Raw genomic sequence first — 23,194 nt, 5'->3', positions numbered from 1 at the left:
TTTTCAATTTAATATGATATAATTGCGCCCCCAAAGCTCTCAAAACACACAGGGGTTATATGTTAAAGAAGTCGGTTGGCTTAATAGTTATTTTTTGCCTTAATTTATTGTTCGTATTCGCTCAGGCCAATAAAACCGACAACATTAAAATTTCCATCAATTTTGAAAACGAGGAGCTGTCGCGGGCGATCCTGCAGATACAAAGCAAAACACACCTTAATTTCTCCTTCGATCCCGATATTATTCCTTCAAGAATAATTAAAGTCAATTTTGTTGAAACGCCATTTAAACAAGTCCTCGATAATATTTTAGATGGCACAGGGATTGACTTCCAGGTTTCCGGCAACCAGGTTATTTTAACCCGCCACAAGAAGCAAACTGTCACAATAAATGGCCATTTAACCGATGCAAGTTCCGGCGAGGATATTATCGGCGCAAACATCCTGATCCGTGAGTTAAAAACAACGATAAGCACCAATCAATACGGATATTATTCTTTTACAGTTCCTGAGGGAATTTATCATCTTCAAATTACCCATATTTCTTACTTAGTACGTGAAATGGAGTTTTCGGCGAACGCAAGCCGGTCGGAATCAATTCAGCTAAGTCCATCAGAAAACAGGCTGCTTGAAACGGTGGTTGGCATCCGGTCAAAAGATTCTCTCGGCACGCTAAATTCCTTAAAAAACCTTGCACCAGCTGAACTAAAAGGTTTGCCTTATTTTGCTGGTGAGCTTGACGTGGTTAAGGCCCTGCAAATGCAGCCGGGAATAAAAGCGATGACCGAAAGCAGTTCCGGTTTATTTGTACGTGGAGGAAATATCGATCAAAATCTGATCATGCTCGACGAGGCTATGATCTACAACCCATCGCATTTATTCGGACTGGTTTCAGTTTTTAATCCCGACGCGATTAAAAATGTACAATATTATACCGATTACATGCCTGCAAACTATGGCGGACGATTATCTTCTGTAGTTGACGGGCGCATGGCCGAAGGAAACAACCATGAGTTTCAATTAAAGGGCGGCGTGAGTCCTTTATCTGTCCGTATTGCAGCCGAGGGCCCAATTAAAAAAGAAACCGGATCGTACCTGATAACTTTCAGACGAAGTATCATTGATCTTTTAAATCAAAACTTCGGGCTTGTTAATCCTAACTCTTCCTATTATGACATTAACGCCAAAGCCAATTACCGAATAAACGACAACAATCGTCTTCTCTACTCCTTTTATTTGGGAGACGATCATATTTACTCAAAAAATTCTTACGTAAATAACTGGGGAAACCTGACATCTACATTGCGATGGAATCATATTTTCAGTAACAGGTTATTTTTAAATTTATCGGCCATATATAGCAATTATAGAAATAAGCTTGATATTAATGCTGATACGCTGTCTGAAAAAGGCCTGTGGCAAACAGGAATCAGAGATGCCGGGCTTAAAGCAGACTTCACGTTTTACGGAAATCTGAATACCGAAGTCAAGTTCGGCGTGCAAGGTACATACCACCAGTTCAAGCCAGGCCAAAGCTCCGGTACATTTTTCTCGGATTATGATATTCCCGATGATCATTCACAGGAGTACGCGTTGTATTTCTCTCACCAATTCAAACCGACTGAGCGACTTCAGTTATCGTATGGCTTTAGAGCAACTGCTTTTAAAAACGGGGAGCAGGCGAAAAATCTTTTTAACGAGGAAGGAAATGAAATAATAAAAAGAAACTATAAAACTTACTGGGGTATTGAACCGCGTTTTCATATCGGTTATCAAGTGGCGCGCCATCACAATATTTTTGCGTCGTACAACCATACACGGCAGTATCTGCAGCTTATCCAAAATTCCGAGCTGGCATTTTCTTCACTGGAAACCTGGATGCCAGCTTCAGGCAGCACCAAGCCGCAAATTTCAGATTTCATCTCCAGCGGGTACCGTTACTCTGACAACCGCATAAACTTTAGCGCAAGCGCTTATTACAAAAATATGCGGAACCAATTAGAAATGAGTGAACATACGCAGGTAATATTAAATCCGGATATTCGGAGTCATCTAAAAACAGGGGAGTCGCAAGCATGGGGAGCAGAATTTTCTGCCTCGCAAACAGCGGAAAATTTCAGAGGAACACTAAGCTACGTCTATAGCCGGGTTTTCAGGCAGTTTGATGGCGTAAATGGGAACATCCGTTTTCCGGCGAATTATGACTTCCCAAATACAGTAAAGCTTACACTCAGCTACTTTTTGACTGACAAAATTTCGTTGAACAGCTTTTTTATCTATTCAGATGGCAGGCCCGCAACCCTTCCGATAGGGTATTATATGCAGGACGGAATTCAGGTGCCAATTTTTGAAGGGCGAAACGCTTCGAGGTTCCCGGATTATAACCGGCTTGACCTATCCGCCCAATGGCTCCTCTCCGGGAAAAGTCGGTTTAAAAGTACCTTGTCCGTTGGCGTGAACAATGTTTATAACCGGAAGAACCCTTTGTTTTACAGTGTCAGGCAAGCTTCTCCCGCCAGCAACTTTGGACTTGTTCAAACCTCAACCGGTATTATTCCCTGGATAACATACGGCTTTCAGATATAGCTCATGGTAGGAACACGAATCACCATATTAATTTTAAGCTTGTTCCTACTGGCTGGCTGCGACAAAAACAGTCAGTCAGAACTGGACTTTCAGACACCAGAAAACAGTTATAATATTGTTATAGAAGGAGGAATAAACACACTGGTAAAACAGCAATATATACAGATAAGCTTGCCATCGCTTAAAGCTGAAGAGGCTCCCTTGCCCGTAACCGAGGCCCAGGTTTCAGTGAACGACGGATACAAAGAAATTTCCTTTAAAATGACATCGACGCCAGGTTTATATTCTGCGTATATGTCCGGCAATGCTAACTACAACAAAGCTTACAAGCTTACGGTGAAATACAAAAATGTCACTTACAGCGCAACCGACACTTTGAAACAGGTTGTTGATATAACGGATGATTATTTACCATTCACTGCCAAAAAACAAGTGGATGGAGCCGTTAAAATAACCATTCCTAAACACTCGTTCGGATATATGAACTCCGGCAAATGGCTCATTGCGTACACAGGTGTTCCTGAATGGAACCCCGGTAAGATCGGTGGACCGCAATATTACAACTACACTCACACTCTCGGAACACCAAATGCCCTTTATCCGCTGATTAAAGACGACCGGGAAGTCATATTAGGTCCGGATGACCTGATTTCGATTTATAAGTTTTCCCTTTCAGAAACGTATTCACGATATTTATACTCTATCTTTCTCGAAACGGATTGGAAAGGGATTTTCTCTAGCGTACCAGGTAAAATTACCGGGAATATTTCTGGGAATGCGCAAGGATTTTTCTACGTAACGGATATAGACTTTCGCAAATACCGCGTTAAAGAATTCATTACTCAATAAACTCAAATTGGCTAAAACTAAAACAGCATATTTTTGCCAGAGCTGCGGCTATGAATCGCCGAAGTGGCTCGGCAAATGTCCTTCATGTAATCAATGGAACACTTTTGTGGAAGAGGTTCTGGAAAAGTCTGTCGCTTCAGTGCCCGACTGGAAACCCGCCTCAACCTCTCTTCAGCGTGCCACAAAGCCATCACATGTAAAGGATATAATATTTACGGAGGATCATCGGTTAATTACCTCAGATAATGAGCTGAACAGGGTTTTAGGAGGTGGGATAGTTGGCGGATCGCTGGTATTGATCGGAGGCGAACCAGGCATCGGAAAATCAACACTGATGTTGCAGCTGGCACTCACATTGCCAGGCTTAAAAGTGCTTTATGTATCCGGTGAAGAAAGCGACCGGCAAATAAAAATGCGCGCCGAGAGATTAAGTTCGGTATCCGAAAATGCGGCGAATGACTGCTACATCTTAACTGAAACATCCACGCAGAACATTTTTAAGCAGATTGAAGCGCTCGAGCCAGATCTGGTAATTATCGATTCCATTCAAACGTTGTATTCAGCGCACATTGAATCAACTCCCGGAAGCGTGTCGCAGGTTCGCGAGTGTACAGCAGAACTTTTACGTTTCGCAAAGGAAAGTTCAACACCCGTTTTTCTAATTGGCCACATCACTAAAGATGGAATGATCGCCGGACCAAAAATCCTTGAACACATGGTTGACACTGTGTTACAGTTTGAAGGCGACCGCCATCACGTATATCGTATTCTCCGGGCAATAAAAAACCGTTTTGGTTCAGCCTCGGAACTTGGGATTTACGAGATGCAGGGAGATGGCTTACGTGAGGTTTCAAACCCGTCGGAAATTTTGCTCTCTCAACGGGATGAGTCTCTCAGCGGTATAACTGTGTCAGCAATGCTGGAAGGAATGCGCCCGATGCTGATCGAAACCCAGGCACTGGTCAGCTCTTCAGCATATGGAACGCCTCAGCGTTCAGCTACCGGCTTCGATACCAAAAGGATGAACATGCTACTTGCTGTATTGGAGAAACGTTGCGGATTTCGCCTCAGCACACATGATGTGTTTTTAAATATTGCCGGCGGTTTGCGTGTGGAAGATCCGGCTATCGACCTAAGCGTCATTGTTTCTATCATTTCATCGCATGAAGACATTGCGGTTTCTTCTAAGACATGCTTTGCCGCCGAGGTTGGCCTTTCGGGCGAGATTCGTGCCGTAAACCGTATCGAGCAGCGAATCGCGGAAGCTGACAAGCTCGGTTTCGAGCAAATTTACATATCCAAGTATAATAGTAAAGGCTTGGATACTAGTCGTTACCGCATCTCGATAATTACCGTAGCCAAGGTTGAAGAAGTTTTTTCCCTGCTGTTTGGCTGATATTACAATAGCCTGAAAATAATTTTATCGTATTGCCGCATCTTTGCATCTCGTTATCGCAATAAACTAAAACTGGTTTATTGCGTAGAACGACAAAATGCTCAGTATGAAAAAATTAATACTTTTAATATTACCAGTCTTTTTTTACGCTTGTACATCTGAAAAAACCAGGCTATCAGCCGTTGGAAACATTCACAGCGAACAGGCTTTTGGCGATTCAGTTAAAAACAGCGGCATTATCGACGCTGATGCCCTCGCTACCGCAATGAACAAAAAAGACAAGCTCGACACCAGGATAAAGGGTGAAGTGCTTGAGGTTGATCCGGCCAAAAGTGAACTTCGATTAAAACTTAACGATGGTGCGTATCTGCCTGTCGTTCTACGAGACACTACGCTAAGTATTCCGAAAGAGCTTAAAGGGAAACAGATTGTTCTGGATGGCTATGCTTTTATTGATTCGATTAAAGACGCCGATAACATTAAAGGAAATACTAAAACTCGCCTGGCATATAATGCAAGCGGCCTGGCAGTCCTGGAATAAAGGGATCTTTATCAGCTTGCTGATTTACCGAAACAAAAAGACCGGCTGAAAGTTCAGCCGGTCTTTTTTGTTATTTACTTAGATACATTGATTTCTCTTTGTATAAATGTCTGAAGTAAGGATCCTCCAGGTCTTTTATAAAACGGATCGCTTCACCTGTTGATTTCATTTCCGGTCCGAGTTGTTTTTCTACTTCGGGGAATTTATCGAACGAAAATACCGGCTCTTTTATCGCGTAACCTATCAACTTTCTTTCGATTTTGAAATCCTTCAGCTTATTAACACCCAGCATGATTTTAGCGGCAATATTAATATAAGGCACATCATAGGCTTTAGCGATGAATGGTACCGTACGTGAAGCACGCGGATTTGCCTCGATCACATAAACCTTTTCATCCTTAATTGCGAACTGGATATTCAATAAGCCCCGCACATCCAGCGATTTTGCCAGCTTTATGCTGTACTCTTCCATTTGCCTGATAACATTTTCAGATAAATTAAACGGCGGAAGAACGGCACTCGAATCTCCCGAGTGAATACCCGCAGGCTCGATATGTTCCATTAAGCCAATGATATGAACATCTTCTCCATCACAGATCGAATCAGATTCAGCTTCTTCGGCTCTGTCAAGAAAGTGATCAATAAGCACGCGGTTTCCCGGAAGATTTTTTAACAAGTTTACAACGGCTTTTTCGAGATCTTCATCGTTGATGACGATGCTCATTCCCTGGCCGCCTAATACGTAACTAGGGCGAACCAGTACAGGATAGCCAACTTCATGCGCTACTTCAATCGCTTCCTCAGCACTTTCTGCAACACCATATTTTGGATAAGGGATACCCAGTTCTTTCAACAGGTCGGAGAAACGGCCACGGTCTTCAGCAATATCCATATTCTCGAAAGAGGTTCCGATAATTTTAGTTCCGTGCTGGCTAAGCTTTTCGGCCATTTTAAGCGCTGTTTGACCGCCGAGTTGAACGATAACGCCTTCTGGTTTTTCAAGCTCTATGATTTCACGAACGTGCTCCCAGAAAACCGGTTCGAAATAAAGCTTATCCGCCATATTAAAGTCGGTGGATACGGTTTCAGGATTACAGTTAATCATGATAGCTTCAAAACCCGATTCCTTAGCTGCAAGTAAGCCATGAACGCACGAGTAATCGAACTCGATACCTTGCCCGATACGGTTAGGACCTGAACCAAGCACAATAATTTTCCTTTTATCGCTTACGATCGACTCATTTTCCTCTTCAAATGTCGAGTAGTAGTAAGGAGTTTTTGCCGGAAACTCTGCCGCGCAGGTATCAACCATTTTGTAAACGCGGTTGATTCCAAGTTCTTTCCGGCGGGCATAGACTTCATCTTCGGTAACATTGCTAAGCAGCCAGGCGATCTGCGCGTCGGAGAAACCTTTTTGTTTCAACGTCATGAAGAAGTCTTTCGGAATATTATTTAGCGAGTAACGCTTAAGTTCTATCTCAAGATTAACGAGCTCCTGGATTTGAATGAGGAACCATTTATCAATTTTAGTGATTTTGCGGATTGATTCGATTGGTACTCCAAGCACCATCGCATCCTTGATGTGGAACAATCTGTCCCAGCTCGGATGTTCCAGGCTATGCATAATTTCATCGAGGTTGCGGCTGCCTTTACCATCCCCGCCTAAGCCAAGCCGGTTGGTTTCTAAACTTTGACAGGCTTTTTGTAGCGCCTCAATGAAAGTACGGCCGATGGCCATTACTTCGCCAACGGATTTCATTTGCAAGCCGAGCTCTTTATTGGCACCCTTGAACTTATCAAAGTTCCAGCGAGGAATCTTCACGATCACATAATCCAGCGTTGGCTCAAAATATGCAGACGTCGTTTTAGTGATTTGGTTTTCTATCTCATCTAAGTTATAGCCGATTGCAAGCTTTGCAGCTATTTTTGCGATCGGATAACCCGTGGCTTTGGATGCCAGTGCCGACGACCGTGAAACACGCGGATTAATTTCGATGGCGATGATGCTTTCGTCTGCCGGATTAACCGAAAACTGAACGTTACAACCGCCCGCAAAATTTCCAATCGCTCGCATCATCTTAATTGCCTGATTTCGCATATCCTGGTAACAGCGGTCGCTTAAAGTCATCGCTGGCGCAACTGTGATAGAGTCACCTGTGTGAATTCCCATCGGATCAAAATTCTCTATCGAGCAAATAATGATCACGTTGTCCTTGTTATCGCGCAGCAACTCAAGCTCGTATTCTTTCCAGCCCAACACCGCTTTTTCAACCAATACTTCATGGGTTGGCGAAGCTTGCAAACCACGGCTCAGCGCAGCATCAAATTCTTCTTTTTTGTGAACAAAGCCCCCGCCGGTTCCACCAAGAGTGTATGAGGGGCGGATTACCAGAGGAAATCCGATTTCCTGCGCTGCTTCCTTTCCTTCCAGAAACGAATTGGCAATTTTTGACGGCGCAACACCTACTCCGATGTCAACCATCAGTTGACGAAACTCTTCACGATTTTCTGTCTTTTCAATCGCTGCAACGTCAACGCCGATAACTTTAACGCTATATTTCTCCCAAATTCCGCGCTCCTCAGCTTCCTTACAAAGGTTTAAAGCTGTTTGTCCACCCATTGTAGGCAGTACCGCATCGATCTTCTGCTCCTGCAAAATTTGCTCAATGCTTTCGCAATTTAAAGGCAACAGGTAGACATGATCGGCAATAACCTTATCCGTCATAATTGTGGCCGGATTCGAGTTAATAATTGAAACGGCGATTCCTTCCTCTTTCAAAGACAATGCTGCCTGCGAGCCTGAATAGTCAAATTCACAAGCTTGTCCGATAATAATTGGACCAGAACCGATAATAAGAACTGAATTGATGGATGTGTTTTTTGGCATGTTTGTTACAAGTCAAAAGGTGTAATTATTTGATGCTGACTTACAATGCCGAGAAGAATCCCGACTCTGTTATCGGGATGCAAAGATAGTGTTTTAAGTAATGTGCTCGAAGCTTATTTTTAATTGTACTACCGCGAGTTGTTTCAATTTCATAAGTTTGATTTTTACAGCCTTAACAACATGAGATCAACTTTAACAAAACTGGTTCTGACATGTCTTGCCGGAACGTTTATTTTTCATTCCTGCACCCGGAATAAAGAGGAGAAATACAAAGTTTACGCCGAACATGATCCATTGATTAAAAATATTGATTCGACCATTAGCCCTGGAGAAGATTTCTTCAGATACGCAAACGGCACCTGGATCAAGAAAAACCCGATACCGGGTGCTTATTCAAGCTGGAGCATAGGCAATGTGGTTGTAGAAGAAATCAGGAATAACCTGAGAAAGATCAGCGAAGAGGCACAAAAGGATCCTTCTAAAAGCAGGAGTTCACAGAAGATCGGTGATTTTTACGCCAGCGGCATGGATACTGTCGGCATAGAAAAAGCCGGGCTTAAGGAATTGCAGAACGATTTTAACAGGATCAAAAATCTAAAAACACCGGCTGATGTAATAAATACTGCCGCGTATCTAACTACAATTGGGATCGACAACATTTTCGGGCCTTATGTAGCACAGGACGATAAGAACAGCTCGAAGATGATGCTTCAGTTCTATCAGTCGGGATTGGGCTTACCGAACCGCGATTACTACTTTAACACAGACGCACGCACATCAAAAATTCGCGAAGATTATAAAAATAAACATCTTCCGAAGATGCTCGAACTTTCGGGATATACCGCTGGTGATGCTGGAGAAGCTGCAAAAAAAGTTTATGCTATCGAAAAGTTCCTTGCCGACAGTTCCCGTAAACTGGAAGATCTGCGCGACCCTTACGCCAACTATCATAAGTACACAATTGCTCAGTTTAACAAAGTCACTCCTGGTATTAGTTGGGGGCCGCTGTTAGACGGTATGGGCATAAAGGGTATCGATACGGTTATTGTTGGCCAGCCTGAATATTATACAGCGGTTTCTGCTGCCCTCGTGAAATTTCCAATTGATGACTGGAAGGCATATCTGCAATGGAAACTGGTGTCTGACTTGTCATCGTTCCTGAAAAAAGATATTGACAACGAGCATTTCCGTTTTTACGGAACAGTTATTTCCGGACGAACTGAGCAACTGCCGCGCTGGAAACGGGTTATCGATGCTGAAAATTCATTGATGAGCGAAATTCTTGGTCAGCTATTCGTCAAAGAATATTTCCCGGAAGAAGCCAAAGAACGATATACGAAACTGGTAAAAGCGATTAAGGACGAACTCCAGGATCACATTCAAAAACTTGACTGGATGAGCCAAGCCACCAAAGAAAAAGCTATCTATAAACTCAGCAAGGTAAATGCTAAAGTTGGCTATCCTGATAAGTGGAAAGATTATTCGTCTCTTAAGATCAGCAAGGACTCTTACGTTAGAAACGTTATTAATTGCAACCGCTGGAATTACACGAACTCTATTGCAAAACTTGGCAAACCGGTTGATCGCACGGAATGGTCGATGTCGCCTCAAACGTATAACGCTTATTACAATCCGTCTAATAATGAAATCGTTCTTCCGGCGGCCATTTTTACCATTCCCGGAGTTAAGGACGACCAGGTAGATGATGCGGTTGTGTACGGTTATGCCGCGGCTTCAACTATCGGCCATGAGATAACACACGGCTTTGACGATCAAGGACGCCAGTACGATGAACAGGGAAATCTGAAAGCATGGTGGACCAACACCGATTCGGCGAAATTTGCAGGCCGTGCCGATATGCTTGTAAAACAATTCAATGGCTACAAGCTGCTCGACAGTTTGCACATAAATGGGAAAGCAACACTGGGTGAGAATATCGCAGATTTAGGTGGAATTGTGCTTGGTTTAGACGCGTTCAAAAAAACAGAGCAATACAAAGAAGGCAGGAAGATCAATGGTCTTACTCCGGTTCAGCGTTACTTTATGGGTTACGCTTTGGGTTGGCTCGGACATGAGCGTGATGAGTCACTCGCTAATCAATTGCTTACAGACGTTCATTCACCGGGCTTTATGAGAGTAAACGGACCTTTTCAGGACGTTCCGGAATTTTATGAAGCTTTTGGAATTAAGAAAGGCGATAAAATGTATCTGGCACCTGAAAAGCGGGTAAAGATCTGGTAATGCTTTTTATACAGGAAATCAGTAATTGGTTTCATTCGCAAAGTCTGCTCGAAGTTATCGGTGTAATTACGGGTTTACTTTGCGTATTACTGGCCGCGCTCAATATAATATGGAACTGGCCCCTGGCAATTATCAGCGTTTGCATTTACATCATTATTTTCTTTGAAGCAAAGCTATACGCAGACATGGGACTCCAGGTCTATTTTCTTGCCATGAATATTTATGGCTGGTATTACTGGAGTAGAGACAGAGGTATAGGTGATAAAAAACCGGTGGTTCGTATTTCTTCAACTGAAATAATACTATCTGCCATTGGAGTAGTAATATTCACCGGAATACTTGGCTTTATTTTGCATAAAGAAACCGACGCATCGTTTCCGTTTATTGATAGCTTTTGCACAGCCTGCAGCCTGATTGCTCAATTATTTCTAGCCAGAAAAGTTTTAGAGAATTGGCTGATCTGGGTTTTCGTCGACGTGATTTATACAGTGGTGTATTTGTTAAAAGGGTTGCATTTAACTGCAGGAATGTACGCCGTATACATTGTCATCGCACTGCTAGGCTACATAGATTGGAAGAAGACGCTCATCGTCAAATGAAGAGTGCCGGCCACTAAGTTTAGTAACCGCCACTAAGTAAAAAACCAAACTTAATAAGTCTGGTTTTTTACTCTTATTTAAAAGACATTAAACCGTAGGAAGCTTGTATCCATTGTGATACTCTGCAGCAAGTAACTTATTTGCGTCAGAATCTGTAAATGAACGGGCCGAATCATCCCAGAAAATTTTCTTGCCTGTACGGTATGCTATATTTCCCATTTGACAAACTGTTGCAACATGCGCGCCGGCTTGTATCGGGCAATGCAAATCAGATACTTTCCGACTTTTTACAACATCTATAAAATTTACAGCGTGAAGGTCAAGGCCATTATCAACAGCTTTTTGCCTGCTCACAGCTTCCATTTTTAGTTGGCCGTTTATTTTTTCGGGAATAACTTCCCAGCCGCCGCGATCGACAACCAGCGTCCCGTTGTTGCCAATAAATGCCACGCCATGATCGCGGCTGTAAGGGCCATCGTTAATACCTGTTGCGTGCTCCCAAAGCATATTGAATCCGTTGAATTCGTAAACGGTGGTTAACGTGTCCGGCGTTTCTTCAGCATCGTCCGGGTAGGCAAATTTTCCTCCGCTGGCCATAATACTTTTCGGAACTGGCGAATCCATACCTAGCAAGGCATAATCGATCATGTGAACGCCCCAATCAGTCATTAATCCGCCGGCATAATCCCAGTACCAGCGAAAATTGAAATGAAAACGATTTTCGTTAAACGGACGTGTTTCGGCTGGCCCCAACCACATTTTGTAATCAACGCCTTCCGGCGCGGCGGTGTCTGGCTTTTTGGGTACCGATTTCATCCATCCCTGGTACGCCCAGGCTTTTACCAATCTCACCTGGCCAAGTTTTCCTGTTTTTACAAAGTCTATTGCATCCCTGTAGTGCTTATTACTTCGCTGCCATTGACCCACCTGAACCACCCTGTTATATTTTTGCTGCGCATCTACCATCGACCTGCATTCGATAATTGAGTTACCGGCGGGCTTTTCACAATAAACATCTTTCCCGGCGGCACAGGCGTCGGTCATTATGAGGCAATGCCAGTGATCTGGTGTACCGATGATCACGACATCCACATCCTTGTTATCCAAAACCTTCCGGTAATCTGTATAAACATTTTTTACCTGGACATTCCTTTTAGCCAGCTCTGCCACTCGTTTATTCAAAACATTCTTGTCCACATCGCAAAGAGCAACCAACTGCGTTTCGGGAACTTTCAACAAGGCCGTGAGATCGGCCCAGCCCATGCCATTGATTCCAATCGCACCGATATTAATTTTATCATTCGCGCCGATTCGTTTCTTCAGGGCTAAAAGATCAAGTGGCAGCATCGAAGCAATGCCTGCTCCAATGGCAATTTTGGTTGACGATTGTAAAAAATCTCTTCTTTTCATTTAGATATTCAGATTTTAGATTTCCTTTGCGCAGGAAAATTGGTTAACGTTTAACCGAATTTAGAAAGAATACCGAAGGTTACATAGAATAACCTGTAACTATTTTATAACGTACTCTTTATGCCGGAAACACAGAACGGGATTATCAAGATCGCGGTAGTTGGGCCAGAATCGACAGGAAAATCAACTATGTCCAAATTTCTTGCCACTCATTACAACACGATATATGTGCCCGAATATGCCCGTGAATATTGTGAAACACTTAACAGGGATTACACCTGGCAAGATGAGCTGAATATGTTTTTTGGACAGATCAGGCTTGAAGATGAGCTGATTACGAAAGCAAATCGATTGCTGATCTGCGACACAACGTTTATTACCGTAAAAATCTGGAGTGACCAACTATTTGGCAAATCTCCGGTTGAAGTGCTGGACGAGCTGCCTAAACGAGTTTACAATTTTTACCTGCTGCTGGACATCGACTTACCTTGGGAAGATGATCCGTTACGTGATTTCCCTCATCTGCGCGAACATTTCATGCAGGTATGGCATAAGGAACTGAAGGCTCTAGATGCAAAATACAGGGTAATTTCCGGCGTCGGTGAAGAACGTTATCAAAACGCAGCAAAAGCTGTTGACGATTTTCTGGCCGGTAAAACCGAATAGTGAAATATCAGCGAATTTTCTAAACTTCAATCAATTAATATTTTTATTTACTTTGTTCTAAAACTAACTGATATGTATAAATTCTTGCTAGAACTTCATTCCGGATTTCGTTATATCGTTTTTATCCTTGTGATTGTAGCCCTTGTTCAGGCGTTTTCCGGCTGGTTGGGAGATCGCAATTACACGAAAAACAACAAGCGGATAAATCTCTTTGCCATGATATCGGCTCACACCCAATTTCTATTCGGGTTGATTTTATACTTTGTAAGTCCATTTGTTCAACTAAACAATATGGGCAGCGCGATGAAGGACGACACTACCCGTTACTGGACAGTTGAGCACATCGTCATGATGCTTTTTGCAATTGTATTGATAACTATCGGTCATTCACGTTCAAAAAAGGCGGAAAGCAACCAGGAAAAACATCGTTCAATAGCGATTTTTTACAGCCTTGCATTTATCGTGATCGTTGTAGCTATCGTGCTAAGCAAACGGCCGTTGATCGGAATGCCTTCCGCTTAAAATTTGATAAAAAAATTTGATCAACAGATTTTCTTTTTAGATTTGTCTTAATGATGAACGCATTACATACAAACAACTGGTGGTGGCATAAAAATAATGCTGCCGGCTTTGCTTGTTAATTTGTTGTTCAATCTAAAGACATTAAATCACAACCCGGCGCAAAACGCCGGGTTTTTTTGTGTTTAAAAAGCATCAGAGCAACCAGGCAGCGCATAATTAAAATGCTTTAAAAACTAAGGATATGTATAGATTAAATACAACATTCACTAAAATTTTAGCAGACACAACCACACCGGTTAGCATTTATCTGCGCCTGCGGGATGTTTTTCCAAACAGCCTGCTGCTGGAAAGCTCCGATTACCACAGCCGCGAAAACAGCCGGAGTTATGTCTGCTGCGACCCGATTGCCGGCCTTGTGCTTACAGAACATGAATTTTCATCCTATTTCCCTGATGGCACAAAGCAAAGTGCTCCGAGCAACGAAATTGATCTTGAACAGGAAGTGGCGAAGTTCAGAGCGAAGTTTGAAACTGATGCAGATCCAGAGCAAAAACTAATATCAAGCGGCCTGTTCGGATATTTTACTTTCGAAACCATCGAGCATTTCGAAGATATCAAACTGGAAAAGAAACCCGATACAGGAAAACAAATTCCATTGATGCAGTACCATGTTTACCGGTATGTCATCGCAATTGATCACTTCAGAAACGAACTTTTTATTTTTGAAAATCTAACTGAAGGAGAGACTTCTGAGCTTGAGAAGGTTAGAAATCTCATTCAAAATAAAAACTTCCCGGAATATGGTTTTGAATGCCACGATAAAGAGTCATCAAATCTAACAGATGATGAATTTATCGCGCTGGTGAATAAAATGAAGCAGCATATCTTCAGGGGAGACGTGTTCCAGATCGTTCCATCAAGGGCCTTTTCCAGAACATTTAGCGGCGATGAATTCAACGTTTACCGTGCTTTGCGTTCCATTAACCCTTCACCATATCTATTCTATTTTGACTACGGCGATTTCCGGATTTTCGGTTCATCCCCCGAAGCTCAACTGACGATAAAGGGCAAGGAGGCTACCATTTACCCGATAGCTGGAACGTTCAAGCGGACCGGAAATGATTTGCTTGATGCTAAGATAGCCGAACAACTGGAAAACGATCCGAAGGAAAGCGCCGAGCATGTGATGCTGGTAGATCTGGCACGAAATGACCTTAGCAGGAATTGCAGCAACGTGAAAGTGCAAGCTTTCAAGGAGGTTCAATATTATTCTCACATCATCCACCTTGTCTCTAAGGTTACCGGGCAGTTAAAAGAAAACACAGAACCGTTTTTTGTGGTTAGCGACACATTTCCCGCAGGTACACTAAGCGGCGCTCCGAAATACAAGGCACTGCAACTCATTAACCGTTATGAGACTGTTTCTCGGAGCTTTTACAGCGGCGCTATCGGGTATATGAGTTTTAACGGAGATTTTAATCACGCTATCATGATCCGTTCATTTTTAAGTAAAAACAATATTCTCCATTACCAGGCTGGTGCAGGGATTGTTGCAGATTCTGATCCGGAAAGCGAGTTAAATGAAGTAAATAACAAGATTGCCGCGCTTCGTAAAGCAATGGAACTCGCCGGCGAACTCGGAATTAAATCATTCACTAATTAATCCGCAAGCCATGAAAATTTTAGTTATCGATAATTATGATTCATTCACTTTTAACCTGGTTCATTTGTTAAATGAATGCGGATATGAGGCAACCGTGTGGAGGAATGATAAATTCGAAATAGAAGACGTTGCCGGGTTTGACAAAATCTTACTTTCGCCGGGCCCCGGTATCCCGTCTGAAGCGGGCTTACTGCTTGACGTGATTAAAACTTACGCACCACAAAAAAGCATCCTTGGAATTTGCCTCGGTATGCAGGCCATCGGCGAAGTGTTTGGCGGCAGTCTTTATAATTTGTCCCGCCCTGTTCACGGGCGCGCAACAACTATGCAGGTCACCGACAAATCAGAGAACTTATTCAGGGATCTGCCAGAGAGTTTTAAAATAGGCCGTTACCATTCGTGGGCGGTGAACGATCACGATCTACCGGAACAATTAACGGTAACAAGCCGTGATGCCGATGGAGTTATGATGTCGCTGAAACATCGCAGTTTCGATGTAAGAGGCGTACAGTTTCATCCCGAATCGGTATTGACCGAACATGGAAAAGAAATGATAAAAAACTGGCTGGAAAATTAAGCTGATAAGATGACGATACTTGATAAGATAGTTGAACAGAAATTACGTGAAATTAAATTTGCAAAGTCACATACTTCGACAGAAGAACTGCAGCAAAGCACCTTTTTTAACCGCGAATGCTATAATCTAAACGAATTTATTTTGAATGATGGCCGAAATGGCGTCATTGCGGAATTCAAGCGCGCTTCACCGTCTAAGGGAATTATCAATGATACAGCGGAGGTTCAGGATGTGGCAAAAGCTTACGCCGCATCTAACGTTTCGGCAATTTCTGTGTTAACTGACAATGTTTTTTTTAAAGGCTTCCGGGAAGATTTGATGCAGGCAAGAACAGCTGTCGACATTCCACTGCTTCGAAAAGACTTTATGCTGGATGAATACCAGGTACTCGAAGCAAAGGCCTGGGGTGCAGATATTATCTTATTAATCGCAGCGATTCTTAGCCCGGAAAGGATAAAAACGCTGGCAGCATTCGCCAAAAATCTTGGCTTAAATATTTTACTGGAAGTACACAATCAGGAGGAACTTGACCGCAGTATTTGTGATGATCTCACGGCCATCGGTGTTAACAATCGTAACCTTGCCGACTTTACCGTTTCACTGGAACATTCCTATGAATTGGTTTCGCTTATTCCGGATGAGTTTTTGAAAGTATCTGAAAGCGGCATCAGCAATACGGACACAATAAATGAACTCAAAAGTGCTGGGTTCAACGGTTTCCTGATAGGCGAAAACTTTATGAAAGAGTCTGATCCGGCACAGGCTGTAAAAGAATTCACCGGCAGGCTGTAACGTTATTTGGCGATTGTATCTAAACCTTGTTTTGGCGGCATTGAAAGAACATATTTGATTATTTCTTCCGCGTCGGTTTTGCTCATATTTACATGCGGTGTCATTTCAGCTTTACCCCAAACGCCTTCCCCGGTTTTGACTCCGGTAATGACCCGTTCTGCGAGATGCGTAATATTTGCATCTGAGTAAACGTATCTCGCTGCGATGCGCTCGAAAGACGGACCGACAATTTCATTACCAGTATCGTGGCAGGCTTTGCAATCACTTTTACTCAAGAGTTCATATCCTTTTGCAAATTTTGCTTTTGCTGATTCGATTGTTGCATTTTCCTGGCCCGAATCAGCAACAGCAGTACCCTCGCTTGAACTTTGCGATCCGGTTGACGGGCTATTGCTGCATGCTGAAAAGATGCAGGTAACGACTAACGTGCAATATAAAAAAGATGCCTTCATTAGTTCAGATGTTTTCATTTACAAGTAAACTTAATACCGAAATGTTTTCAAAAATGCTAAACTGCTTATCGCTTCAATCTTGCTTCCTCAAGGTCCAGCTGCCTTTCGAGTTTGTTTAACAATGCGCTTGAGAAAGCATTTTGTTTTCTGAAATGCTCAAGCTCCTCACGTTTTACCTGCAATACATCAGCAACAAATTTCCGGTGGATCGTTACACGTGTAGAAACAGTATCATTCTCGTCTTTCTCGAGGCGTTTCTGCTCAATGTCAACAATATTTTGATAGTGATTTCTTGTGTGCCGTATTGAATCATTCGCCGATAAATGGTCAGCGTAATTTTCATCGACAAATGAAACAACTGCAGCAGCGATGGCCATCTGCAGCTTCAGCTCTTCATCCTTATTTTCTTCCGGTTCAATTTTTAAAAACCTGACAATAAAAGGAAGACTGATTCCCTGCACTACCAGTGTAATAAGAATTACGGTAAAGGTTATAAACAGTATCAGGTTACGGTGAGGGAAACGCTCACCGCTGCCTAGCGCAAAAGGTATTGCTAATGCTGCCGCAAGAGAAACTACGCCGCGCATTCCACTCCATGATACTATAAACAGCTGTCGCCAAGAAGGCTTTAGCCCTGTGAAAGTAAAATATCTGCCCAGCAGCCTTAAAACATAGGCGGAGGTAAAAACCCAGGCAATCCGTACAATAATAGCCGTTAAGCTGATTATAAGTCCATAAAAAATGGCCTCTTTCAGATTATACTGACCCAATCCCTCAACAATTTGATGCAGCTGTAAGCCTATTAAAATAAACACGAGGCCGTTAAATAAATACACTATTGTGGCCCAAACACTTCTCGCCTGGAGCCTGGAATTATAGGAAAAAACCTCGTGTGATTTTGCGCTTAAAAAAAGGCCGCCGGAAACAACCGATAATACACCCGAAACATGTAATTCTTCGGCAATTAAGTACATCAGATAAGGTGCAACCAGCGTAATTGCGGTATCAATGCTTGACGTCGTAGGTAAGAACCGGAATAAGCCATAGATAATAAGTGCGATTGCTAATCCAATTACCACGCCCCCAAGAGTTACTACTATAAAATCTGCACCAGCCTTCCAGAAAACAAAATTGCCCGTTATAACGGCCGCCATTGCGACCCGAAGTATGATTAAACTTGATGCATCGTTTACCAGGCTCTCGCCTTCCAGGATGACGACAATGTGTTTAGGCAGTTTAATATGCTCCATTACCGATGTAGCGGCAACTGCGTCGGGCGGCGACACAATGCCCCCCAAAACAAAGCCGAGAGCAAGTGTAAATCCGGGAATCATACTACTGGAAACAAAAGCTACGGCGGTTGCCGTTGTAATCACTAACCCAAAAGCAAGCATATTTATTGGCCGTCTGAAACGCACAAAATCTGTCCACGAAGTGTTCCATGCTGCCGAACATAACAGCACCGGAAGGAAAACTAAAAATACCATATCGGGATCAAGCTTTACCTGCGGGACATTCGGGATAAAACTGATTCCTAAACCCGCGATAACCAAAAATATAGGGTACGAGATTCTTAGTTTTTCTCCAATTACAGATAAAAGCGAAACCGCGAAAAGCAAGGCGATGATTAATAGCAGGTTTTCATGTATCATAATATCAGCCAATTTAACAATTCTGTCTTATCCTTATTAAAGCTGCAAAATCGATTTTGTAATTATTTGAATGTCAGCCTCTGAAAACATTTTTAACGATTTGCTATTTATCTATCAAATCTCTGTGCTATGCAAACCTCAACCTCTGCGCCCGCAAAAAAATCGTCTGTGTTCAAGAAAATAGGCGGCATACTCGCTTTGATAGTTATTTTGATTCTGGCAATAGTCGTTTTCTTTCGTTATTACTATGTTTTTGGCGAAGGCGTAAAATCCGGGCAGCTGAATTACCTGGTAAAAAAGGGTAACATTTTTAAAACCTATGAAGGTAAACTCATTCAGAGTGGTTTACGCGGCGGCGGCACGGGGTCTGTACAATCATATGAATTTGAATTTTCGGTAACAAATGAACGTGTTGCCGATGAATTGATGAAAAATTCAGGAAAGGATTTCGACCTCCACTACAAAGAATACCACGGAACGCTGCCATGGCGGGGCTTCACAAAATATGTGGTTGATTCAATCTACACTATGCGATGATGACTAGTCAATCTAACCAATGATACGAAAATTAAAATCCGGCGAATACAGATTGTATTCAAAGAACAAGGATGAAAAAACGAACAAGCGCCGCAACCTGGGAACATTCGACACACTGGCTGCCGCCAAAAAACACGAACAGGAAATCCAGTATTTTAAAAAGCACTAGCTAGCTGGCGTACTTGCATGTCTGAACTGACAGTCATATTCCCAAATCAGCTCTTCAAAGATCATCCAGCCGTACAACACGATAGAACAATTATCCTCATCGAGGAATTTTTATATTTCAGGCTGTATAAATTCCATAAACAAAAAATTGCGTTTCACCGGGCCTCCATGAAACATTATGAACGGTTGTTAATGGACAGGGGCCTCCCGGTAAAATATGTTGAAAGTACCGAAGCTGAATCTGATGTCCGTATATTAATTGCTTCGCTAACAGGAAAAGTTAAAAAGATTCACGCCGTCTATCCAAATGATAACTGGCTGCAAAAAAAATTTGAACAAGCCTGCACAAAAGCTAAGATCGACTGGGAATATCATCCCAACCCAATGTTTTTAAACAACCCTGAAAGCGATGAACTGAAACAGACCGCGAATCATTATAATCAAACGTCCTTTTACATTAATCAACGGAAAACGCTTCATATTTTAACCGGAACCAACGATAAGCCGGCAGGCGGAAAATGGACTTATGATGAGGAAAATCGCGCGGCTTTGCCAAAAGGATCTATAACACCGCCAATTGATTGGCCAATTCCAGACAAGTATCTCGAAGAAGCTGTTGATTACACCAGGAAACATTTTCCGAATAATTATGGTGAACTTCCGGATATAAAATCTTTTTACCCGGTTACCCATCAAAGCGCAGAAAAATGGTTAGTTGATTTTATAAACGAGCGCTTTGAAAACTTCGGCAAGTACCAGGATTCGATAACGGTACGTTCAAGAATTTTATACCACGGAGTCCTGTCGCCGCTTCTAAATTCTGGTTTGCTTACGCCGGTCCAAGTGCTTGAAAAATCGGGCGAAGCTTATTTGAAAAATAAAATCCCGCTAAATTCTTACGAAGGTTTTATAAGACAAATTATAGGCTGGCGCGAGTACGTAATGCTTGTGTACGAAAGGTCTGGTACACGGCAACGGACAACTAACTTCTGGAGGTTTCGAAATAAAATGCCTGACGCTTTTTGGGAAGGTACAACCGGAATAATGCCCGTAGACCATGTGATCAGCAAAGTGAAAGAACATGCCTACAACCATCACATAGAACGATTAATGATACTCGGGAACTTTATGCTCTTATGTGAAATTAATCCCGATGATGTTTATGAATGGTTTATGACCTGGTATATCGATGCTTATGATTGGGTGATGGTTCCAAATGTTTATGGAATGTCGCAATATGCCGATGGCGGCTTGATGAGTACTAAACCCTATGTAAGCAGCAGCAACTACATCAGGAAAATGAGCGATTACAAAAATGGCAGCTGGCAGCACATCTGGGACAGCCTCTTCTGGCGCTTCCTCGATAAGCATCGCAAAGTATTCGAAACAAATCAGCGCATGAGTATGCTCATTCGAAACTTCGATAAAATGACAGCCGATAAGAAAATCGATTATCTTAAAACCGCTGGACAATACCTGGAAAATTTGCATTCGAGAACATGAGACATTCAACTCGGTAATGCACGATTTAAGCACAACATTTATAAACTGTTTGTAGAAGCTACAAGGAAATTAACTTTGGGTATATTTCAATTAAACCATGAAAAACCTATTACAAATCACTGCGACGGCTATACTTTTAGGCTTATGCCTTGCAGGCTGCAAAAAAGAACTAATCACACCTAATGAAAAGTTAGACAACCAGCTTGCTTCTACCAATTTAGCTAAATCGGAAGTTCCCGGTTTTTACGTTAACACACTTGTCCGGGGCTTTGAAAAGGTATTCCATCCTTATAAAATCTGGACAGGCCCGAATAATATGTTAATAGTGTTGTCGAACTCCGACAAGGTGGGACAGCGTATTCTTAAAATTTTTCCAGGCAAAGAACCGGTAATAATGGCTTCCTTCAACCAGGGAGATGAAGTAGGCGGATTAAAAGTCGCCGATAACGGCGATATCTACGGAATCATGCGTTCCGGCCAATTATTTGTAATCAACGCAAACAAGCAAAAAACAGTTCTTCCGATTGCTATTTCTTTAGACAGACCAACTGATTTAGCACTTGCGCCGGATGGCACAATCTACATCTCTGATTGGGGAAATCACCGGATCATTAAACGCAGCATAAGCGGAGCCACCACGGTGCTGGCAGGAAAAACAGGTGTAAAAGGTTATGCAGACGGAAAGGGGGACAATGCTTTGTTTAATTTTCCTAACCGCCTGAGGCTGGCGGCGGACGGTTTTTTAGTAGCGACAGATGATGGCGGCAAATACCTCAGGAGAATAAATCTTGATGGTACTGTTAGCACGATCTTTAACCGAACTGGCACCATAATCCTGGATTTCGCCATTGCTAAGAGAGACGCTCAAATGGACGTATCACCTTACGAAAACTATTTCATGCTGTTAAATAATACAAGCGGCGGTCCATTGTATTCAGTGAGTCACCTGAGTAACACGAATGTTTTGACCACCATAACCGGTCAGAATGCCTGCTGTTCGTATGTCGACGGACCGGCTGATCAGGCCAGATTCTACGAAGCATATGGCATCGCGTCGACGGGAGGTGTCGTTTATATTGCTGATTACGGCGGCGAAGCGGTCAGGACAGTCGCCAGGTCGTTCAAGCTAAATGATGGATTGATAGCTTACTACCCCTTTAATGGAACTGCTGCCGATTCGTCCGGGCATTTAAACAATGGCACTGCAATAAAGGCATCACTTACCACCAATCGCTTTGGAAAGTCAAACAGCGCCTATTACTTTGATGGCAGCACCGCTTATATCTCGATAGCCGACAAAAAAGAACTCCGGTTGAACAATAGTGATTTCACCATTAACTACTGGGTTAACCTGGATGATTACATCAGCAGCTCCGGCAGCGTTGTGTTGTCGAAAAACAACGGGCCGTATCAAAATGGATGGAATACATCGATTACCGGTTATGGATCAACCAATACACCTACCGGGAAAGCATTTTATAACGTTTCAGGTGGCGGCGATCCCTTCGCGTTTGGAACGAAAACAGTTGAAAAAAATAAATGGCAGATGGTAACAGTTAGCTATGACCTGGCTGCCAAAAAGATCAGTTTTTATGTTAATGGTACATACGACTCGGCAACTTTCAATATACCAAGCCCGAATCCGGCAACTACAGCGAATTTGCAGATAGGCAAGAATACGTACAACGATCCGTCAGGCCAAACCCCGGCATATTTTATCAAAGGTAAGCTGGATGATATCCGGATATACAACAGGAAATTAAGCGATATGGAAATTGATAACTTATATAAACTAAACTATTAGAGCATATTTTAAGGCTAAGGCGTCTCCCCGATTGCAAATTGATCAATTGGTATTCACTTAAAACCTGATTTCTTTTTTCTAAGGAGTTATAACAACAATCTAAAAAACAATCGTAACTTGTTGATATAAACCTTATTAAAATGACGATCTCTCACAGAAAGCAGTATCTGGTGATCCTGCTTTTACTCTCAATGCATACCTATGCACAAAAGCCGTCCAGTTCGATCACAGCCGATAATTGGGTATTCGGCATTGGCGGCGGCACCTCCTTTAATTCCTCCGGAAGTGAAAATTCCTTATTTCGAGGAAGCGGCTTCAGTTCAAAAATGTTTGGCACGTATTACTTTGGT

At 42.6% G+C, this 23,194-nt stretch carries 20 protein-coding genes; 16 read left to right on the top strand and 4 right to left on the bottom strand.

Features of this window, described 5'->3' with window-relative positions:
* Positions 1 to 59 precede the first annotated feature (59 nt).
* The 4 genes from GS399_RS11425 (at position 60) to GS399_RS11410 (ending at position 5,371) form a co-directional block, all read left to right on the top strand.
* A complete protein-coding gene (locus GS399_RS11425; protein WP_160844770.1) occupies positions 60 to 2,585 on the top strand; it encodes a TonB-dependent receptor domain-containing protein in 2,526 nt (841 codons plus the stop codon).
* Positions 2,586 to 2,588: 3 nt separating this feature from the next.
* Positions 2,589 to 3,434 (top strand): DUF4249 family protein, encoded by an 846-nt coding sequence (locus tag GS399_RS11420; RefSeq protein ID WP_160844769.1) that lies wholly within the window; start codon positions 2,589 to 2,591, stop codon positions 3,432 to 3,434.
* A gap of 7 nt (positions 3,435 to 3,441) precedes the next feature.
* Complete coding sequence (gene radA, locus GS399_RS11415) at positions 3,442 to 4,830, top strand: DNA repair protein RadA (RefSeq protein WP_160844768.1); 1,389 nt, start codon at positions 3,442 to 3,444, stop codon at positions 4,828 to 4,830.
* Between the two features lie 106 nt (positions 4,831 to 4,936).
* Positions 4,937 to 5,371, top strand: a complete 435-nt coding sequence (locus tag GS399_RS11410) for a DUF4920 domain-containing protein (RefSeq protein WP_160844767.1) — start codon at positions 4,937 to 4,939, stop codon at positions 5,369 to 5,371.
* Positions 5,372 to 5,441: 70 nt separating this feature from the next.
* Here GS399_RS11410 and carB read toward each other — a convergent pair whose 3' ends face one another.
* Positions 5,442 to 8,258, bottom strand: a complete 2,817-nt coding sequence (gene carB, locus GS399_RS11405; protein WP_160844766.1) for a carbamoyl-phosphate synthase large subunit — start codon at positions 8,256 to 8,258, stop codon at positions 5,442 to 5,444.
* 180 nt (positions 8,259 to 8,438) lie between these two features.
* Between carB and GS399_RS11400 the strand changes: the two genes are divergently transcribed.
* The gene (locus tag GS399_RS11400) at positions 8,439 to 10,499 is read left to right on the top strand and encodes a M13 family metallopeptidase (protein ID WP_160844765.1); all 2,061 of its coding nucleotides are present in this window, start codon (positions 8,439 to 8,441) and stop codon (positions 10,497 to 10,499) included.
* A complete protein-coding gene (gene pnuC, locus GS399_RS11395) occupies positions 10,499 to 11,098 on the top strand; it encodes a nicotinamide riboside transporter PnuC (protein ID WP_160844764.1) in 600 nt (199 codons plus the stop codon). The genes GS399_RS11400 and pnuC overlap by 1 nt, the downstream gene beginning before the upstream one ends.
* An 87-nt stretch (positions 11,099 to 11,185) precedes the next feature.
* Here pnuC and GS399_RS11390 read toward each other — a convergent pair whose 3' ends face one another.
* Positions 11,186 to 12,508: a Gfo/Idh/MocA family protein gene (locus tag GS399_RS11390; protein ID WP_160844763.1), complete on the bottom strand. Its 1,323-nt coding sequence runs from the start codon at positions 12,506 to 12,508 to the stop codon at positions 11,186 to 11,188.
* Positions 12,509 to 12,628: 120 nt separating this feature from the next.
* Here GS399_RS11390 and GS399_RS11385 point away from each other — a divergent pair, with 120 nt between their 5' ends.
* The 5 genes from GS399_RS11385 (at position 12,629) to trpC (ending at position 16,728) form a co-directional block, all read left to right on the top strand.
* Positions 12,629 to 13,174 carry an AAA family ATPase gene (locus GS399_RS11385; protein ID WP_160844762.1) on the top strand — a complete coding sequence of 182 codons (546 nt, stop codon included), beginning with the start codon at positions 12,629 to 12,631 and terminating at the stop codon, positions 13,172 to 13,174.
* Between the two features lie 72 nt (positions 13,175 to 13,246).
* Complete coding sequence (locus tag GS399_RS11380; protein ID WP_160844761.1) at positions 13,247 to 13,696, top strand: cytochrome B; 450 nt, start codon at positions 13,247 to 13,249, stop codon at positions 13,694 to 13,696.
* A 241-nt stretch (positions 13,697 to 13,937) separates the two neighbouring features.
* The gene (locus GS399_RS11375; protein ID WP_160844760.1) at positions 13,938 to 15,359 is read left to right on the top strand and encodes an anthranilate synthase component I family protein; all 1,422 of its coding nucleotides are present in this window, start codon (positions 13,938 to 13,940) and stop codon (positions 15,357 to 15,359) included.
* Between the two features lie 10 nt (positions 15,360 to 15,369).
* A complete protein-coding gene (locus GS399_RS11370) occupies positions 15,370 to 15,936 on the top strand; it encodes an anthranilate synthase component II (RefSeq protein WP_160844759.1) in 567 nt (188 codons plus the stop codon).
* A 9-nt stretch (positions 15,937 to 15,945) separates the two neighbouring features.
* On the top strand, positions 15,946 to 16,728 hold the full coding sequence (gene trpC, locus GS399_RS11365; RefSeq protein ID WP_160844758.1) for an indole-3-glycerol phosphate synthase TrpC: 783 nt from the start codon (positions 15,946 to 15,948) through the stop codon (positions 16,726 to 16,728).
* A 2-nt stretch (positions 16,729 to 16,730) separates the two neighbouring features.
* Here the strand turns inward: trpC and GS399_RS11360 are convergent, their stop codons facing one another.
* Together GS399_RS11360 and GS399_RS11355 are read right to left on the bottom strand one after the other, a co-directional pair.
* Positions 16,731 to 17,198: a c-type cytochrome gene (locus tag GS399_RS11360; RefSeq protein WP_160844757.1), complete on the bottom strand. Its 468-nt coding sequence runs from the start codon at positions 17,196 to 17,198 to the stop codon at positions 16,731 to 16,733.
* Positions 17,199 to 17,245: 47 nt separating this feature from the next.
* Positions 17,246 to 18,832 carry a Na+/H+ antiporter gene (locus GS399_RS11355; protein ID WP_160844756.1) on the bottom strand — a complete coding sequence of 529 codons (1,587 nt, stop codon included), beginning with the start codon at positions 18,830 to 18,832 and terminating at the stop codon, positions 17,246 to 17,248.
* 129 nt (positions 18,833 to 18,961) lie between these two features.
* Between GS399_RS11355 and GS399_RS11350 the strand changes: the two genes are divergently transcribed.
* The 5 genes from GS399_RS11350 to GS399_RS20830 form a co-directional block, all read left to right on the top strand.
* Positions 18,962 to 19,369, top strand: coding sequence for a hypothetical protein (locus tag GS399_RS11350; protein WP_202409438.1), 408 nt, complete (start codon positions 18,962 to 18,964; stop codon positions 19,367 to 19,369).
* 19 nt (positions 19,370 to 19,388) lie between these two features.
* Positions 19,389 to 19,538, top strand: coding sequence for a hypothetical protein (locus tag GS399_RS20675; protein ID WP_202409437.1), 150 nt, complete (start codon positions 19,389 to 19,391; stop codon positions 19,536 to 19,538).
* 17 nt (positions 19,539 to 19,555) lie between these two features.
* Positions 19,556 to 21,040 (top strand): cryptochrome/photolyase family protein, encoded by a 1,485-nt coding sequence (locus GS399_RS11345; RefSeq protein ID WP_160844755.1) that lies wholly within the window; start codon positions 19,556 to 19,558, stop codon positions 21,038 to 21,040.
* Between the two features lie 97 nt (positions 21,041 to 21,137).
* Entirely contained in the window at positions 21,138 to 22,844 is a 1,707-nt protein-coding gene (locus GS399_RS11340; protein ID WP_160844754.1) for a LamG-like jellyroll fold domain-containing protein, read from the top strand.
* A gap of 140 nt (positions 22,845 to 22,984) precedes the next feature.
* Positions 22,985 to 23,194, top strand: a 210-nt coding sequence (locus GS399_RS20830; protein WP_237487932.1) for a hypothetical protein, incomplete at its 3' end; no start/stop codon positions are given.

Source organism: Hufsiella arboris (assembly GCF_009834875.1).
GTDB lineage: Bacteria > Bacteroidota > Bacteroidia > Sphingobacteriales > Sphingobacteriaceae > Hufsiella_A > Hufsiella_A arboris.
The sequence above is the reverse complement of the archived record's forward strand: the minus strand, read 5'-3'. Positions and strand labels throughout refer to the sequence as shown.

What these genes read in the sequence shown, in the direction of transcription:
- GS399_RS11425 (WP_160844770.1), top strand. Translation starts at nt 60, where the DNA reads ATGTTAAAGAAGTCGGTTGGCTTAATAGTTATTTTTTGCCTTAATTTA.
- GS399_RS11420 (WP_160844769.1), top strand. Translation starts at nt 2,589, where the DNA reads ATGGTAGGAACACGAATCACCATATTAATTTTAAGCTTGTTCCTACTG.
- GS399_RS11410 (WP_160844767.1), top strand. Translation starts at nt 4,937, where the DNA reads ATGAAAAAATTAATACTTTTAATATTACCAGTCTTTTTTTACGCTTGT.
- carB (WP_160844766.1), bottom strand. Translation starts at nt 8,258, where the DNA reads ATGCCAAAAAACACATCCATCAATTCAGTTCTTATTATCGGTTCTGGT.
- GS399_RS11400 (WP_160844765.1), top strand. Translation starts at nt 8,439, where the DNA reads ATGAGATCAACTTTAACAAAACTGGTTCTGACATGTCTTGCCGGAACG.
- pnuC (WP_160844764.1), top strand. Translation starts at nt 10,499, where the DNA reads ATGCTTTTTATACAGGAAATCAGTAATTGGTTTCATTCGCAAAGTCTG.
- GS399_RS11390 (WP_160844763.1), bottom strand. Translation starts at nt 12,508, where the DNA reads ATGAAAAGAAGAGATTTTTTACAATCGTCAACCAAAATTGCCATTGGA.
- GS399_RS11385 (WP_160844762.1), top strand. Translation starts at nt 12,629, where the DNA reads ATGCCGGAAACACAGAACGGGATTATCAAGATCGCGGTAGTTGGGCCA.
- GS399_RS11380 (WP_160844761.1), top strand. Translation starts at nt 13,247, where the DNA reads ATGTATAAATTCTTGCTAGAACTTCATTCCGGATTTCGTTATATCGTT.
- GS399_RS11375 (WP_160844760.1), top strand. Translation starts at nt 13,938, where the DNA reads ATGTATAGATTAAATACAACATTCACTAAAATTTTAGCAGACACAACC.
- GS399_RS11370 (WP_160844759.1), top strand. Translation starts at nt 15,370, where the DNA reads ATGAAAATTTTAGTTATCGATAATTATGATTCATTCACTTTTAACCTG.
- trpC (WP_160844758.1), top strand. Translation starts at nt 15,946, where the DNA reads ATGACGATACTTGATAAGATAGTTGAACAGAAATTACGTGAAATTAAA.
- GS399_RS11360 (WP_160844757.1), bottom strand. Translation starts at nt 17,198, where the DNA reads ATGAAAACATCTGAACTAATGAAGGCATCTTTTTTATATTGCACGTTA.
- GS399_RS11355 (WP_160844756.1), bottom strand. Translation starts at nt 18,832, where the DNA reads ATGATACATGAAAACCTGCTATTAATCATCGCCTTGCTTTTCGCGGTT.
- GS399_RS11350 (WP_202409438.1), top strand. Translation starts at nt 18,962, where the DNA reads ATGCAAACCTCAACCTCTGCGCCCGCAAAAAAATCGTCTGTGTTCAAG.
- GS399_RS20675 (WP_202409437.1), top strand. Translation starts at nt 19,389, where the DNA reads ATGATACGAAAATTAAAATCCGGCGAATACAGATTGTATTCAAAGAAC.
- GS399_RS11345 (WP_160844755.1), top strand. Translation starts at nt 19,556, where the DNA reads ATGTCTGAACTGACAGTCATATTCCCAAATCAGCTCTTCAAAGATCAT.
- GS399_RS11340 (WP_160844754.1), top strand. Translation starts at nt 21,138, where the DNA reads ATGAAAAACCTATTACAAATCACTGCGACGGCTATACTTTTAGGCTTA.